Below are 16029 nucleotides of genomic sequence, written 5' to 3' on the forward strand. Positions count from 1 at the left end.
ATCAATGATTCATTTCGGTATTTCGACGGGCCATGCATTAAAAAATTCCTGATAAACACCTGGAATAAATACCTGTTTTCAAGCAGTTTTCATCATAAACTCTTGTCGATTACTGTCATTTTCGCCAATTTATTGCATGTAGTCGGTTGCCGCCGCTTTTCCAGCCGGGGTGCAAGTCCTGCCAAGCTTTATTCGCCTATAGAGACGGGCTGACAGCCTTTTCGCATTGCGCTAGAATCCCTTCATTTGTTACCAGAATTGAGTTGATTTTCGATGAAAACACAGCCGAAGCAACTAAAACAACCGACTCCCGCCGAATTGCAGACGCTGCACCAGCTCTTTCAGGGCGGGCGTTTGCAGCAAGCCGAAGTGATGGCGCAATCGATGCTCGGCAGGTATGCCAAAGCCCCCGTTTTGTACAACATACTGGGGCTCTGCCAGCAAGGGCAGGGCAAGTACCGTGAAGCCGTGGCCAGTTTCCGGAAACTGCTGGCGATCGACCCGCGCATCGCCGAAATTCATTTCAATCTCGGCGTGCTTTTCACTCAGCTCAATGATGTCAAAGAGGCGATCGCCAGTTACCGGAAAGCGCTACAGCTCAAGCCGAGCCTGACGGTCGCGCACTTCAACCTGGGTACTTTGCTGCAGGCCCAGGGATTATTAAACAACGCGGCACAGCATTATCAAAAGGCGGTTGATCTTGAGCCCGGCTTTGTTGCGGCGCTGGGCAATCTCGGCACAGTCCTGCAACAGCAGGGCCGGCTTGAAGAAGCCGAACAATGCTACCGCAAGGCCCTGGCGCTCAATGCCGATGCGCGCGGGTATTTCAACCTCGGAACGGTCCTGTACGGGCTGGGGCAGCACGAAGAGGCAGTCCGGCAGTTTCGGGAGGCGGTTAGTCTGGACCCTCAGTTTGCCGATGCCTGGAACTCGCTCGGCGAAACCTTGCGCGACCGCGGCGAGATGGATGAAGCGATCCGCTGCTATGAAAAGGCGCTGGCGGCGCAGCCTGAGCACGACCGGGCCAAATACAATCTGGGCGAATATCTGTGTCTCGCCGGCCGGCTCAACGATGCCATCCCGTATTTCGAGGCATCCGACTTCGCCGACAGCAAGGAGAGGGCGCTGCAATGTTTGTACAAAACCGGGCAATTCGAGCTTTTCAAACAGCGATTCGACTTGCTGACCGCCAATGCCCGGACTACTACCGTTCTGCTTGGGGCTCTATCGACCCACTACGCCACCAACTTTCGTCAGGAGAACCCTTACCCTTTCTGCGCGGCGCCGATGGACTATGTGCGACATACGCATATCGATGAACTGACCAGTCCCGAAAGCCCGCTGCTTCAGGAACTGCTGCACGACATCCAGCATCTGGCCATCGCCGAAAGGAAGCAGGGCCGGCTGTATTACGGCATACAGTCCGCCGGAAATCTGCTGTTGCGTTCAGAGCATTCCTTTCAGCGGCTCGCGGCGCTGATTCGCGAAAAAATCCACGAATACCGCCAGCATTACGCAGGAACTACGGATCGGCTGATCGTGGATTTTCCGCGGGAAGTCGAGTTTACCAGTTCCTGGTATCTGCGCATGAAAAAGGGCGGATACCTGGGGTCGCACATCCATGAGGAAGGCTGGATCAGCGGTTGTGTTTATCTCAAACTGCCGGAGCGGATCGCTGATCACGAGGGCAGTTTTGCCTACAGCACCGATGGCGACGATTATCCGAGGCTGCATGACGATTTTCCGAGCCGGATCGTGGATGTGCAGGTCGGTGATCTGGTGTTGTTTCCTTCCTCCCTGTTTCACCACACCCTGCCTTTCCAGTCCGACCAGGAGCGGGTCTGCGTGGCTTTTGACGTTAAACCGGCCTCTTTGTAGGCTGGGTTGATAAACCCGGCATGAGCGGCTTCGAAAAGCTGGGTTTACCAACCCGGCCTACTTTCGGAAAATTTGCAGCGCAGCGGTCAACTTATCCACGGCAGCGCTGTTACGCCTGGCGCTGTCTCATTTTATAGATATTGAACGATGACAAAATCATGCTGTTTATTGAATCCCTGTACGTACTCACAACTTTACTCATATCGATTTTTTTGCTTTCCGTTTTAGGGACAGGCACTTCAACAATTTTCAGCTCGCTTGTCTTGATTCTATTGTGAGAAGACGAGGTACCTGACGTAAGACTTTGAATTTGATCCTGTACAAGCTTGTTAAGCAAAATATAACTCACCCAGTAAGGGTCAATGCCCTCTTTTACAGATAAGATTTCGAATTCATTAGAGCATGTGGTAGGAAATCCCAGGTCAGGAACCACAATAACCCTCGGAATTCTTGGATTTATCTTTGATATGAGTATGTCACCCGGAAAACAGACATTGCCCTTTGTCTTTGGGTTATAACTCATTAACTCGTTAAAATTGATAACGCCATCGCCTATCACATGCAAAACGCTTATACATTTGCTTCCGGGTTCTGCTTTGAGCCTTCTTCGGCTTTTAGTCTCAAAGTTAACGATTTCCTGAAGCTGTTTTACTTCTGTTTCCCGGATGGCGTTTATTGAGGCAGTCGCTCTAAGCCTTTTTGCACTATAGTGGCTTGCGGTCCAGGATTTTTGCTCAACATCATCAGCGCATTCAATGATGCAGGATGGATTTTCCGAGACGACCCCTTTGCCTCCCGGCCAGTTAAAGAGGCTTTTGCTCAGCACGCTCAGTTCGTTTGTTCCTTCATATTTTTTTACAGCCACGCCCTTTCTCATTGAAACCTGAAAACCCAGATCTTCAATGATTGCCATCGCCAGCAGATCATCAGGCGATTTATCCAGGCGTTTCTCAATATAAAGGATAGAGGTTTTGGTGCGAGTACCGGCTTGTGCAAAAGTGACTGACGGCAATTCCACAACACCTTTCAGCCTTGCCTTTCCCATTAACCTCACTCTCAAGGTTTCAGCCAGACCTCTTGAAGAGACAGTCGAGTCAGGCACAACAATAAATAACTTGCCGCCGTCTCTTAGCAAGGCCAGTTCCCTGTCAATAAACGCCAGTTCCGAATCGATTGAAGAAGAAATGTCTGACGCGTTACCCAGAAGCGGATAGTTTGCGGCGGGCTCATCAGTAATTTGAGCGCTTGAGATGTTGGCTCCGAAGGGAGGATTCGTCAGGATAAGGTCGACTTTCCCATTAAATCTGTTCAGCCTGCCGCAATTGAACAATGAATTGCCCTGATCAATATCGTAAATTTCGCTACCGAAAAGCATCATGTTAATTTTTGAAAGCCTGACCATTCTGTCGACTTTGTCCTGACCGATCAGCTTTACGTTCTTTTCGGCTTTCTCTGACAGCGATGATAGCTTTCTGTAAAACGAGGCAAGGAAGCTGCCTACGCCGCAAGAAGGGTCCATGACGATAAATTCCCTGTCAAGGAAGTTTTCGTCATGCCTTTTAATTTCGGCTAAGGCCCATTCACATATAAAGTCCACGACCTCGGGAGGCGTCATGTATTGCGCGTCTTCAATATTTCCCCGAAAGTTGTCGCGGACGAAATGGCCAAATGCCTCGTTTATCAAATCAAATGAGCAGCCGGATCGGGCATGAGATAACGCTCTTGAGAAAGTTGCATAGAGGGTCCGTGATAACAATAAGGCAAATTCATTATCGTTATCTTGAATGTTCAGTTTGGGGAATGCCCCAAAAATGGATGAGCCGTCAGAATTCAGAAACGGTTTCTCCTTGGCGCAAGCAGAAAACGTTTTTTGCAATACTTCTGTGGCTCTATGGTCGTGTTGTGATGAATTAATTAAAGCTTCAAACTCATCGGCCTTTATCCACCCCCGATTGACAGCGATACAGATAGCCAGGATTTTTGAGACTTCATCCAGCTTGGCGTTGGAATCGTCAATCCTGCCGGCCAAATGAAGATGTTCCCTCAAATTCGAGAGCGCTGAGTAAAGGTCGGAGTAGGTTTCTGCTATCGGGCTCATGATGTTCCGTCGTCTGTTTTTTAAATTGTAATCTAAAAACACAAACGACAGGGTCGAGCTCTATTTGTGGCTTTTTGCAAAAAATCATTATGATTTGGATAGTGCCAGCACAAGCCTGAACCCAGTTTCAGTTAATACCGGATAAAATCCGAGGCGCAAATTCTCCTCTTTACGGCAAAAAATACCCCAGCTATGGCCCGGCTTGCATGCCTGCCCAACATGCATTTCGTGCGTTCAGACCGAGTTAGAGCCCCGGCAAACCCCTCCCACAGACACACATTCGAAACGCCGGAGTTGTGAACTGAGCCTGTCTGGATATAATGCATATACATTTGGTAAACAAAGGTGACTCTTATGGGCAACAATTCGAAATTACGTTGGGGCATTCTGGGTGCGGCGCGCGTCAATGAGCGACTGTTGCCCGCCATTGTGGAGGCGCAGAATTCGGAACTGGTCGCGATAGCCAGCCGGCGTCCCGGCGCGGCCGCGCAGACATTGGCGAAGTATGCGCCGCAGCTGCAGGGTGTTCATATGTATGACGACCTGGACGAATTGCTTGATGATCCCGACGTTCAGGCCGTCTATCTGCCCATGGCGAATCACGAGCATGCGGAATGGGCGTTGCGGGCGATTGATCAGGGCAAGCATGTGCTGTGCGAGAAACCGATGGCGTTGACAGTAGCCGATATCGAGGCGATCAAAGCGGCGGCGTATCGCCGTCACGTCACGGTCATGGAAGGCTTCATGTACCGCTTTCATCCGCAGCATGCGCGGGTTCTGGAACTGGTCCGCTCGGGCCTTATCGGCGAGATCCGGTCGGTGCGCGCCACTTACTCATTCATGATGCGGCCGGCGCGCATGTACCGGCTGGCTGAAAGCGTCGAGCGCGGCGGCGGCGCCATGTGGGATATTGGCTGTTATGCCATCCATTCCGCGCGCCTGTTTTTCGACCAGGCACCGCTGGCGGTAACGGCCATGGCCAAGTATGTCGAAAGCGGCGCCGATGTGACGAACAGCGGCATCATGGATTTCGGCGATGGCAAGTTCGCGCATTTCGATTTCAGCTTTGAAAGGGCGCGCCGCTCCGAATACGAGGTGATCGGGACGAAAGGCGGCGTCAAATGCCATACGGTCTGGCAATTGCCAGGCGATGTGCCGGTGATTTCCTGGTGGACCGAAGACGGCCAGCAATGCGAGGAGCGCTTGCCGGCAGCCAACCATTTCCGGCTGGAAATCGAGCATTTCAGCGATTGCGTGTTGAACGGCAAGCCGCCGCTGCTATCGCTCGACGATGCCAGGATCAACTGCCAGACCATCGTTGCGGCCTTGCAGTCCGCCGCTCAGGGTCAACGGGTAACATTGACTTAAAAAAGTCTGGCTGAAGAATAAACAATAAACTTTGTTTGTTTACAAAGAGGCAACCAAGCCCCAATGGAAGAAATATGGCGGGTTTAATCAATAAATTTAAGAGAGGGGAGACATCATGCAAACGTCACATATACTGATCGGACTGGCTACGCTGGCAATCATTCTTATATTTTGGACCGTCAAACGATATTTGATCAAACGAAAGGCGGCCAAAGACAGGGCGGTGAAGCCAATTCCGAAAAAATCCGAAAGCGCGCCTGCCGCCGCGGCGAATCAGAGGGATGTGCAGCCTGTGCGGTCAGAAAGCAGTTTCCAGACTTCAGAGAGTGTTCAGCCTTTCGTTGAAAAACGCCAGCCTGGAGTCGTTGACAGACGTCATCATGCCGTCGAGGCGCAAAAAGCAGAACCGGCGCCGGTAGCTGTTCACGAAGAAACTCCTGCGGCTGCCGCGGAAGCAGTCAAAATCGCCGAAGCCCCGAAAGCGGAACCGGCTCCGGCAGTTGTTCGCGAGGAGATTCCAGCGGCTGTCACGGAAACAGCCAGAACAGCCGAACCCCCGAAGGCCGAGCCGGCCCCGGCAGCCGCTCGCGGGGAACTGCCGGCAGACTGGCTGCCGGAGGATTCCGTGCTCAGGCGGCATTATCTGACGCATTTGCAATCCGAACGCGAAGCGCTGACTAATCCCTATCCGACCGATTCCACTTTACGCCGCCATTATGACGCCATGGTGAAAATCCAGATTGACGGGCCATCGATTCAGGCACACGAAGAAAATGTGCCGACTCAAGAAGAAAGCAGACTTGAAGATCTGGAAAGCGGCCAGTCCGCCGTTGCGAGCCTGCAAGATGAAATCGCATCGGAACGCGAGTCATCTTCGGTAGCAACTTATGATGAGATTCAGGCCGAGTCCAAGGCAGCAGCCGAAGACTGGCTGCCGGAGGATTCCGTGCTCAGGCGGCATTATCTGACGCATTTGCAATCCGAACGCGAAGCGCTGACCAATCCTTATCCTACCGATTCCACTTTACGCCGCCATTATGAGACCATGATAAAAATGGAGCTGGGTTGGCAGCCGGCTGGGACAGGCAGCGAAGAAGCGCCTGCGCCGCAAGAACGCGCCGTCAAGGCGCCTGCAAGCGACCAGCCTGAAGCCAAAGCGCCGCCATCCCTGGCGGTCGTTCGCGAGGTAGTCCGCGTTCCTGCTGCCGAGCATAAAATGAGGATACCGGAAGACTCGGTGCTCAGAAGGCATTTTCTGTCCCATCTTCAGTACGAGGTTGAGTCCGAACTGCCGGATCGCCCGACTGATTCCGTGCTGAAGCGTCATCACGAAGCGCTTGTCTGCGCCAGGATGGCGGAACGCTTGCAACAGTTGCAAGCTTAGTTGAATGGGGTGGGCACAGGCTTTTGTGCCCACCCTGTTGATCCTGAATCCAGGCGTAGGGCACGCATTGCGTACCCTTTTAGAGCCATGGTGATCTTTAGAATCATGGTGATCCGCAAATGCCAAAATGGTATGCAATGCATACTACAGGGCTTCGTGTTCTTCATCGTTGAGTTGATGTTTATGCGGCAAACAACACAACCCGTTTTACTGTAGAGGCTGAATTCAAGTACGCCAGGGGTGCGCCGGAAGATCGGTAAGACCGATGACGACAACCCCGGCTTTGGCGACCTGATGGTCGTTTTCCACCGTGCTGCCGCTGACGCCGATCGCCCCTATCAGAACGCCATCCTGGTCAACGATAGGGATGCCGCCAGGAAAAGTGATCAGGCCATTGTTCGAATGCTCAATGCCATAAAGCTTGCCGCCCGGCTGTGACAGCTCGCCGATCTGCCCGGTGTTCATGCCGAAGAAACAAGCCGTCTTGGCCTTCTTGATAGCGATATCCACGCTGCCGACCCAGGCATTGTTCATTCTCACGAACGCCTTCAGATCGGCGCCCGAGTCCACTATCGCTATACACATCTGCGTGCTGATTTTGTTGGCTTCTTCAATGGCCGCCGCTATTGCCATTTCCGCCTGCTCATAGGTTACGTGCATGGTTTGGCCCTCCGGAATTTTCAAGCAAACGTAGCAAGTAAAAGCGATCAGGACAAGACGGGCAAATACTTAGTGGGAGTAGGGTTTAGCTTTTCGCTGATCCGCAGGCTTGTATTCTTACGGTCGTTCGCGTCTTCGTAATAAATGCAATATTAAAGCTTCAGGCGAAGTCGCCCCACATTTTTGCGTAAGTCCTGCGAGTTTTATCTGGAATGAAATAGTCAGAAAAGATACTAAGTAATGAGCATGGAATAAATCAGAAAATTGTAGGTGCGAATTCACTTGTGCCCCCATAGGGTATTCGCACTGTATTGATATCCAGGGCTGTGCCGCTATCATGACCGGCATCAAAGCATTATTGGCCGTAAACCCGGCAAATGCGGTGGCTTTGTCCATCTGATTCAATTGATTGTCTCCAGGCTATATTCAACTGAGAATGGCTTGAGCGTTTAACGTTAATACAAAGCGGAAGAGATCAACCCTATGGCTAATCACGTCAAATCCGATGCCCCTACTTTAAAATCAAGTACCCTCCCAAGATCAGAGCCTTTGCCCTGGGAGACACCGAAACCGGCCGAGGAGGATCCGGAAGCGCCGCAACGGCTTAAAAAAATTCTCGCCAGTCCCAGTTATCGCCCAGCCGATCAGGATCTCGATTTTCTCTATCAGGACGATCTGCGCTTTTTCAGGTTACAGGTTGATTTTTTAAAAGCAGAAAGGCTGCTTCAGGAAAATAAAATCATACACACTATTGTCGTATTCGGCGGTACCCGTATCAAAGAGCCGGGCGGCGCAAAGCGAAAAGTCGAAGCTTTACAGGCTGTATTAGAAAATAGGCCGGATGATCCGGATTTAAAAAGAAAATTGGCGATAGCCGAACGCATCTATGCCAAAAGCGGTTTTTATAATGTCGCTCGCGAATTCGGCCGTTTAGTCGGTGAATCCGGCGAAGGGCCTTCCGATTGCAGTTGCGTAATCATGACCGGCGGAGGGCCGGGAATGATGGAGGCTGCCAATCGCGGTTCTTACGACGTCGGCGCCAAAACGGTCGGACTGAACATTAATCTGCCCTACGAGCAATTTCCGAATCCTTATATCACGCCCGATCTTTGTTTTCAGTTCCATTATTTTGCCATGCGTAAATTGCATTTTTTATTGCGGGCCAAGGCATTAGTCGTATTTCCAGGCGGTTATGGCACATTTGATGAGTTGTTTGAAACGCTGACGTTGATGCAAACCCGCAAAATTCAGCAAGTTCCGGTAATTCTGGTCTGCGAGAAGTATTGGAATCAGGCTTTCAATATCGATTTTTTAATTGATGAAGGCGTGGTCGATCCTGAAGATCGGGCATTGTTCTGGTACGCGGAGACCGCCGAAGACATTTGGCAGGGTATTCTCGATTGGCATAAGATCAACGGCAATCCGTTGTTTTGAAAACACTTTATGTTGAGAGAAATGAACAAACTGACCCGAAGATTATTGCCTTTAGTGCCGATTGCCGGGCTTTTAATCCTGATTGGGCATGAACTGGAATTGCATCTTCCTGATCTCGAACGCTGGGTGGAAAATCTGGGGCCCTGGGCGCCGCTGGGTTTTGTTGGTTTATTCGTGGCATTGACGCCTTTTTTTGCATCGGTCGATGCGCTTTGCTTTGCCGCGGGTTTGCTATTTCCCATCAGTGCCGGCGCGCTTTACGTCATTATTGCCACTTATCTTGCGGCTGCGCTCATTTTTGTACTAGGCCGTTATTTGTTCAGCCAAAAAGTAGCCGGTTTCATTGCGAAACACAAAAAATTTGCCGCGCTGAACACTGCCCTGGCCAAGCGCGCCTTCAAACTGATGTTTTTGTTGCGGCTGACACCGCTGCCGTTTGCAATGCTCAGCTATGCCTTTGCTGTTGCCCCGGTCCGGTTCTGGCCTTATCTGGCGGCAACCAGCGGAATGTTTATTTACAATCTGACGCTGGTCTATATTGGTTACGCAACCAAACATATGGCTGGTTGGGCCAGCGGCTCTCCGGCACATACGACGGTTTCGTATCCATTACTGGCGGCTGGACTGGTGTTGACGCTGGCGATATTGTTCTATGTATCGAAACTGGCTGGTAAAGCGCTTAAGGATTTGCGTATTGACAACGCTCGGGGAGAGTAGCGCGGCAGGATGATCTCAACCAGCCAACACCCAAAGTGACGCGGATCGCTTAAAAAACAGTGCTAGTTGCTTCCGTGATCGAACTTATTCCCAGATCGCCGGGTATAAAGTCCAGGCCGAGTAAAAATTTCGATCATTTCAGGAGGCAACAATGAAGTTAAAGCTATCCAGTCCATCCAGATTCATGCAACCGGTGCTTTTAATTTTGACCTGTGCGGGCGCGTTTCTTTCAACCTCATGTTCCACTTTGGAGCCTAAACGCGAGGCTATGTCGGAAGAAGAGGTCTGCACTCAGCTGCACAGCATAATAGACGCGCATCCTGGTGAGTTTGCCGATTATAAGACAAATAAGCGAGTCACCAGAAGAATGATCATTTGGGATGCAACGGTATCGTTTCCTGAAGCTGATGACTGTCAGGTCTGGGAATGGAGCGATGGTTTGGACAATTACTTTTGCGAATGGAAATCTGACGGCATAAATGGGGCGAAAGCCGATTTTCATAGAGCTGAAGGCATCCTGGAACGGTGCTTGGGACCGCAATGGACTCGCCATAAAAATCCGACCTCTTCCGGTGGCGAACACACCAGGTTCATTAAAGAGGGCTCCAAGACTGTCGTCTCAATTCGTTATTTCAAGGATCAATATTGGCAGACCGTCTTGTATATCGGCGATAAGAGTAATTTGAACACCCCGCTTCAATGAAAGGGTGCAAGAGGGTCTCCTTTGCCGTTTGCCGCGCTTATGTAGGCTGGGTTGAAGCTTTGCGAAAACCCAGCTTGGGCGGTTTCGAATGCTGGGTTTATCAACGCAGCCTACGCGCTTATGTAGGCTGGGTTGAAGCTTTGCGGAAACCCAGCTTGGGCGGCTTCGAATGCTGGGTTTATCAACCCAGCCTACGCGCTGAAGCGCTATAGGTGCGAATTCATTCGCACTGAAGAACCACCCCCTGTGTCAGGATAACTGTCGCCTCTAATTTTCATTGATTGACTATTAGAGGTAATGAAATTGAAAAAGAAGACTTATTATACGAAAGCTTTTCGCCAACAGGCGTTGGAGAAAGTTTATAACCGGGGCGATCGTACCGTTCAAGCGATTGCCGATGACTTGAACATAAACAGCTGGACGTTGAAGAACTGGATGAAATTACCGAAAAACGTGGTTGAGGGCCAAGCCGACCTGATGACAAAACGACCTCAAGACTGGAATCAGAGCGAACGTTTTCAACTGATCCTGGATAGTCAGGGCAAGGCAGGGGAAACATTGCATGCCTGGTGCCGGGAACAAGGGATTTTTCCGCATCATTTACACGCCTGGCGTAAAGCCTTTGAAACCGGCACGTCGGAGACTGCCGTCAGTCGCGCTGACTGGCGAGAACTGCAAGTGAGCCATCAAGCGTTACAGCGGGAGCTGAAGCGCAAGGAAAAAGCCTTGGCGGAAGCGGCGGCCTTACTGGTTCTGCAAAAAAAGTATCAGGCGCTCTGGGAGGAAAAGGACGCATGATTTCCCTGTCAGAGCGCCAACAAATTGTGTCTTGGCTAGACGAAGCCCACGCCGCCGGAGCCCGTCGGCATCGAGCCTGCGACTTATTGGGGATCACCTTGCGCACATTGCAGCGCTGGCAGCAATCGGGTGAAGTCGCGGAAGACGGTCGTCGCGGCCGCCAGCTGATTCCCGCGAACAAACTCAGTGAGCAGGAGCGTCAGTCCGTGTTGTCGGTAGCCAATTCGGCCGAATTTGCCGCGCTGGCGCCCAGCCAGATCGTGCCGATTCTGGCCGAGCGGGGTCAGTATCTGGCTTCGGAATCGACCTTCTACCGGATCTTGCGCGAGGCGAAGCAACTTCAGCATCGCCAGGCCAGTCGGGCGGCCACCGACTGCCGCAAGCCGAAAGCCCTGAAGGCCACGGCGCCCAATCAGCTGTACAGCTGGGATATTACCTATCTGCCCACGGCCGTCAAAGGGGTATTCCTGTATCTTTATCTGTTTATGGATGTTTACAGCCGCAAGATTGTCGGTTGGCAGGTGTACGAACGCGAAAGCAGCGAATGGGCGGCGGACATTGTGCGGGATATCGTGCANCGGGAAGGCNTCCCCCGTCAGCAGGTGACNNTGCATTCTGACAACGGCGGCCCCATGAAGGGNGCCACGATGCTGGCGACCCTGCAGGCCTTGGGCATCCTGCCGTCGTTCTCGCGACCGGCGGTGAGCAATGATAATCCGTATTCGGAAGCCTTGTTCAAGACCCTCAAATATCGGCCGGACTATCCGGTCCACCCCTTTNCGGATTTGAATCANGCCCGACGCTGGGTGGCTGGCTTTGTGGACTGGTATAACCATGAACATCGGCACAGCGCCATTCAGTTTGTCACGCCAGATCAGCGGCATAGCGGACAAGACTTCGCGATTTTGAAACAGCGAAAGGCGGCCTATCAAGCCGCCAAAAAGCGCCGTCCGGAACGCTGGCGGAGCAAAACACGAAATTGGGAGCCTGTACTTGAGGTCTATTTGAACCCTGACCAGAAGGACAAAAATATAATTCGGCAGGCGCTGAAAAAAGCGGCCTGATTTAACTGTTGAGGCGACAGTTATTTTGACAATTACCGACCATGAGTGCGAATGAATTCGCACCTGCATTTGGCATTCTATCCAAACAGCCATCGCGTTAGCGGCGCCTTGTCAAACCCTATCCCGCATGACTAAACCGCACCCGCTCTTCGGCAGAGCGGCCCAGCGCTTTGGCCATCCAGGGGGGCGGGGCATCAAATACTTGCTGGAATTCCTTCAGTTTGTCGGCCGCCTCGACGACATCGGGCACTTTGATCGGATAGATATCGGCACGAATGACTTTGGCGGCCGCTGGGCCACCTATGGACTGCACGAACAGGACATGGCAATCCTTGATCAGATTGGCGCGAAACAGGTTTTTGTCGTCGGCGCCGTCGGCTTCGACGGTTGAGCGAATATCGATCAGTTTGCAGTCGGTGCGCGACAGTTGGTAAACCAGGAAATGGATGCAGGAACCGAAATGCCCGTTGAGCAGCGCGCCGCTGTTTGAACCAATGGCAACCCGGATCGATTCGGGCATATCGCCGTCCTTATAGGGCTGGATTACCGGCAGGTTTTCATCTTCGGTCCCTTCGCCCCACAGGTAGCGCACCGCCAGCTTGATGTTCTCCAGGCCGATGCCGATGTCCTCGCCGTCTTCCTCGCCATCGAGGCTGCCGATGCCGGTTTTGAGGTTGGTGACGGTGATTGATTTCAATTTTTCATCACTCAGAGGCGAGCCTGCGCGCTCATGCAGAATGTCCAGCAATCTCGGTACGCTGATGCCGGGTAGGACACGCGTTGCCAGAGCGATGCGCAAGGCCAGTTCACGTGGTAAAGGTTCCATATTAAGCTCCTGATAATTGTGTGCGTTGGGGATGAGAAGGTGTGCGTAATAATTTCAGTATTTCTCTGGTCGATGCCAGATCCAGTGCAGTGAAATCATCATGGGTTTTCAAATCGGGATTCGCGCCGGCCGCCAGCAATCGTGCGACAACTTGCTCCCGGCCGCTGGAAGCGGCAAAGATCAGGGCGGTGGCGCCCGATGCGGCGTTTTGAAAATCGATGTCGATGCCTGCATCGAGCAACCTGTCGATACAGGCGATGTCCTGCGCATAACAGGCGGCCCACAAGGCATTATTGCCGTATTGGTCGATGACGTCTAAATCGGCGCCGCGCCCGATCAGGAATCCGACCATGTCGCTACGGCCCTGCTGGCAGGCTAAAATCAACGGATACATGCCGGCATCGTTTTGTTCAACGGGATGGCTGACAGAAAAGTAATGATTCTGCAGCCAGTCCGTGATTTCAGGCTGCATCGGTGGCGCCCTTGCGGCTTTCCTGCCAACTGGCATAGCCGCCCTGCAGGCTGTAGACATCCTTGAATCCAAAGTCGGCGAAAAATTCGGCCAGATGCTCGCTGGCATGGCCGTAATAGCAGTAAATCAACAGACTGCGCTGTTTGTCGCCGCGTTTGACCAGCGATTCCTTCAGGCCCTCGTGCACATGCAGCGCATCCTCCAGATGGCCGGCCTTGTAGTCTTGCAGTCCGCGGCAATCCAGAATCAACGGATGGGATTCCTTGATCAGTTTTTCAGAATCGGCAACAGAGATTTTTTTATATTTCATCGTCTTATAATGACTGAGACAGTCACTCCTCATAAAGATACGGCTGTTTGTAGTAAAGCTGACAATTGGACGGTGTTGTCGCGTCCATGAAAAATCTTATTCACTGATTTCAAACGGTTAGCCGGTGTCAGCCGGTCCTGTTGATATATTAAGCAAAACGTTTGCCAGTTTTTACATTGAAAATGGCGGGCGGATGCGATGGTTATCTTTTAAGCAAAAAAAAGCGCCTTATCATAAAGATAAGACGCCGAGCTCTAGCTTCATGGGCAAATGAGAAGGTGATGAGAGAGGTACACTTACAAACAGCAGCACTAATAGTGCCAAACTAAAAATTCCAGTTTCTTCAATAACTTGTTAAAGTTTCGGTTAATTATCAAGACTCTTTTTGCACCAAAACCGGCTTTTAAGCTATCCATTTTGGTGCGTATTCCGTTCTGTGCGGGGCAGCGAACTCGCTAGACCGCTCCGACCGCCGCTTCCTTGTTCACGACGATGGTATTTTTCTCGGCTTCTTCGAAAGAGACGATCTCGGTATTCGGCTTATAGGCTTTTGCCTCCCTGTAAGCCGTCGCAACCTTGTCCTCGGCGGACTGGCCTTTTAAATCGTTTTTTTCTATATACAGTTCTTCAAGCAATTCATTCCAGACCAGGCCCTGTTTGTAAGGGATGAGTTTATAAGTCACGCCTTCCAGCACCACTTGCATGCCTTTGCCGATATTTTCGATATAAATCAGGGCAACACAGTCTTCCGCCAGATCGTCTTTATATTTTTCGACCAGCACGGGCAGCAAGTTCAGTTCCGGCAGCAGGCCGCTGATGAATTTGATTTTGTCGTTTTCAATCACTAGGGCGGAATGAATCAATAATGATTCGGGCGGGTTGCGGTCGTTTGCGTTTGTAGTGCCTTCGCGCAATTTGCCTTCCTTTAAAACCAAGTCGCCACGGTAAGCGTATACGCCGGAATCACTGGTCTGACCGTTCACCAGCGTGACCGTCAGTAATCCTTTCGCTTGATAAGTGTCGAGTAGCATTGTTTATTTCTCCTGAACTTTTGAGATAGATAGTGACTTTGTTTGGGTTGCCCCTTTTATCAAAGAGAAAGCAAAATGCTTGCCAATAATATCGGACCGTGTGAAAAACACAGGCTGAAAGACTGCAAAGCCAGAATTTATGCGTGATACGCGGATTTTGCATTGAAAAATGAGTTGAACAAATTAGCGAGAAAACCGCTCAAAGACGCAACAGAAGCGGTTTTTTGAAGTAATGCGGACAAGATAATGTCGGTTTTGCTACAAAAATGCCGACTGAAGGTATCGCGGACTGTTAGATATCTGACAGTCTGAGTTTGTTGTATTTTTAAGATAAGCTGTGAAAAGGAGATACGACCATGTGGTTACTATTCCTGACACTGATTTTGTTCGCGATTCTTATCAAAGTGGAACGGAACATGCCCTTTCTGAAAGACCCTCCCGCTAAAGTCCTGGAGTCCTACAGGACCAACTTCAAGCTGTTCCTGTTCAATGAAATAGCCCTGGCGATATTTTCCGTCGAATCGATCTATTTATTAGTCGATAAATTCTCTGGCCACGGGCTGCTGAGCAGCATGGCGGAGGGACCGGTCAAATACCTGCTGGCTTTTGTGCTGATGGATCTGACGCTTTATTTATGGCATCGCTCCGAGCATGTCTTCAAGTTCCTCTGGGGATTTCATCAGATCCATCATAGCGATGCCTGCGTTAACGTCACGACCGCCGTGCGCTTCCATACGCTGGCCCTGATACTGGCTGTTGCGGTCAAGGCGCTGTTTTTTATCATCATGGGGCTGAGTGCGACGTCCGTCCTGTACTTTGAAGGCATTATGACGGTATTCGTCATTCTCCAGCATACCAATATCACTTTTCCCTACGAACAGCGCATCGGGAAAATCTTTATCGTGCCGCATTTGCACAGGCTGCACCATTCCAGGGCGTTTAGTCAGCGTGACAGAAACTTTGGCATTGTTTTCTCTTTCTGGGACAGGATTTTTGCCACGCATCTGGAAGCCCTTCCCGAAGGAATCGGCCTGGCGTATATAGACCACGCCAGTTGTGTGCAATTGCTGAGGATGGGCTTTATAAATGCCGTGGATGGAATTAGTGACTTTTTTCGTACGACCAGGAGGACCTATAGTGCGGTCAACCAGTTTTTGCACTTTAACAATTAGGGAATATGATGAATAATTGGCAAGGCCAATTGACAGATGCAGTATTAATGATCAGAAAATTATGTCCATTTTTTACATTTAAATATTTATTATTTATATGTGCGTTGACGCCGT

13 protein-coding genes and 1 pseudogene are annotated in these 16029 nt (G+C 51.0%); 8 read left to right on the top strand and 6 right to left on the bottom strand.

What is annotated here, in order from left to right; translation table 11 throughout:
* The first annotated feature begins 273 nt into the window (after positions 1-273).
* Positions 274-1878, top strand: a complete 1605-nt coding sequence (locus METLU_RS0117815; RefSeq protein ID WP_027159410.1) for a tetratricopeptide repeat protein — start codon at positions 274-276, stop codon at positions 1876-1878.
* 109 nt (positions 1879-1987) lie between these two features.
* On the opposite strand, the gene METLU_RS0117820 is transcribed toward METLU_RS0117815, so the two are convergent.
* The gene (locus METLU_RS0117820; protein WP_027159411.1) at positions 1988-3976 is read right to left on the bottom strand and encodes an N-6 DNA methylase; all 1989 of its coding nucleotides are present in this window, start codon (positions 3974-3976) and stop codon (positions 1988-1990) included.
* A 354-nt stretch (positions 3977-4330) separates the two neighbouring features.
* Between METLU_RS0117820 and METLU_RS0117825 the strand changes: the two genes are divergently transcribed.
* On the top strand, positions 4331-5344 hold the full coding sequence (locus tag METLU_RS0117825; protein WP_027159412.1) for a Gfo/Idh/MocA family protein: 1014 nt from the start codon (positions 4331-4333) through the stop codon (positions 5342-5344).
* 115 nt (positions 5345-5459) lie between these two features.
* Positions 5460-6728: a hypothetical protein gene (locus METLU_RS0117830; RefSeq protein WP_027159413.1), complete on the top strand. Its 1269-nt coding sequence runs from the start codon at positions 5460-5462 to the stop codon at positions 6726-6728.
* A gap of 225 nt (positions 6729-6953) precedes the next feature.
* Here the strand turns inward: METLU_RS0117830 and METLU_RS0117840 are convergent, their stop codons facing one another.
* The gene (locus tag METLU_RS0117840) at positions 6954-7388 is read right to left on the bottom strand and encodes a GlcG/HbpS family heme-binding protein (protein ID WP_027159414.1); all 435 of its coding nucleotides are present in this window, start codon (positions 7386-7388) and stop codon (positions 6954-6956) included.
* 483 nt (positions 7389-7871) lie between these two features.
* Here METLU_RS0117840 and METLU_RS0117845 point away from each other — a divergent pair, with 483 nt between their 5' ends.
* The 4 genes and pseudogenes from METLU_RS0117845 (at position 7872) to METLU_RS0117870 (ending at position 12104) form a co-directional block, all read left to right on the top strand.
* Positions 7872-8822 (top strand): LOG family protein, encoded by a 951-nt coding sequence (locus METLU_RS0117845; RefSeq protein WP_027159415.1) that lies wholly within the window; start codon positions 7872-7874, stop codon positions 8820-8822.
* Positions 8823-8843: 21 nt separating this feature from the next.
* A complete protein-coding gene (locus METLU_RS0117850; protein WP_231383642.1) occupies positions 8844-9539 on the top strand; it encodes a TVP38/TMEM64 family protein in 696 nt (231 codons plus the stop codon).
* Positions 9540-9690: 151 nt separating this feature from the next.
* Positions 9691-10242 (top strand): hypothetical protein, encoded by a 552-nt coding sequence (locus METLU_RS0117855; protein WP_027159417.1) that lies wholly within the window; start codon positions 9691-9693, stop codon positions 10240-10242.
* A gap of 297 nt (positions 10243-10539) precedes the next feature.
* Positions 10540-12104: pseudogene (locus METLU_RS0117870) on the top strand (IS3 family transposase).
* Positions 12105-12222: 118 nt separating this feature from the next.
* Here METLU_RS0117870 and METLU_RS0117875 read toward each other — a convergent pair.
* From METLU_RS0117875 to METLU_RS0117895, 4 genes are all read right to left on the bottom strand, one after another.
* Positions 12223-12930 (bottom strand): dinitrogenase iron-molybdenum cofactor biosynthesis protein, encoded by a 708-nt coding sequence (locus METLU_RS0117875; RefSeq protein WP_027159420.1) that lies wholly within the window; start codon positions 12928-12930, stop codon positions 12223-12225.
* Position 12931: 1 nt separating this feature from the next.
* Positions 12932-13402 (bottom strand): ankyrin repeat domain-containing protein, encoded by a 471-nt coding sequence (locus tag METLU_RS0117880; protein WP_027159421.1) that lies wholly within the window; start codon positions 13400-13402, stop codon positions 12932-12934.
* Positions 13392-13712 carry a rhodanese-like domain-containing protein gene (locus METLU_RS0117885; protein WP_027159422.1) on the bottom strand — a complete coding sequence of 107 codons (321 nt, stop codon included), beginning with the start codon at positions 13710-13712 and terminating at the stop codon, positions 13392-13394. Before METLU_RS0117885 ends, METLU_RS0117880 begins: the two co-directional genes overlap by 11 nt.
* Before the next feature lie 455 nt (positions 13713-14167).
* On the bottom strand, positions 14168-14743 hold the full coding sequence (locus tag METLU_RS0117895) for a hypothetical protein (protein ID WP_027159423.1): 576 nt from the start codon (positions 14741-14743) through the stop codon (positions 14168-14170).
* Positions 14744-15099: 356 nt separating this feature from the next.
* On the opposite strand from METLU_RS0117895, the gene METLU_RS25770 reads away from it, so the two are divergent.
* Complete coding sequence (locus METLU_RS25770; RefSeq protein ID WP_051299974.1) at positions 15100-15915, top strand: sterol desaturase family protein; 816 nt, start codon at positions 15100-15102, stop codon at positions 15913-15915.
* Positions 15916-16029: the final 114 nt, after the last annotated feature.

Source organism: Methylobacter luteus IMV-B-3098, from assembly GCF_000427625.1.
Classification (GTDB): Bacteria; Pseudomonadota; Gammaproteobacteria; order Methylococcales; family Methylomonadaceae; genus Methylobacter; species Methylobacter luteus.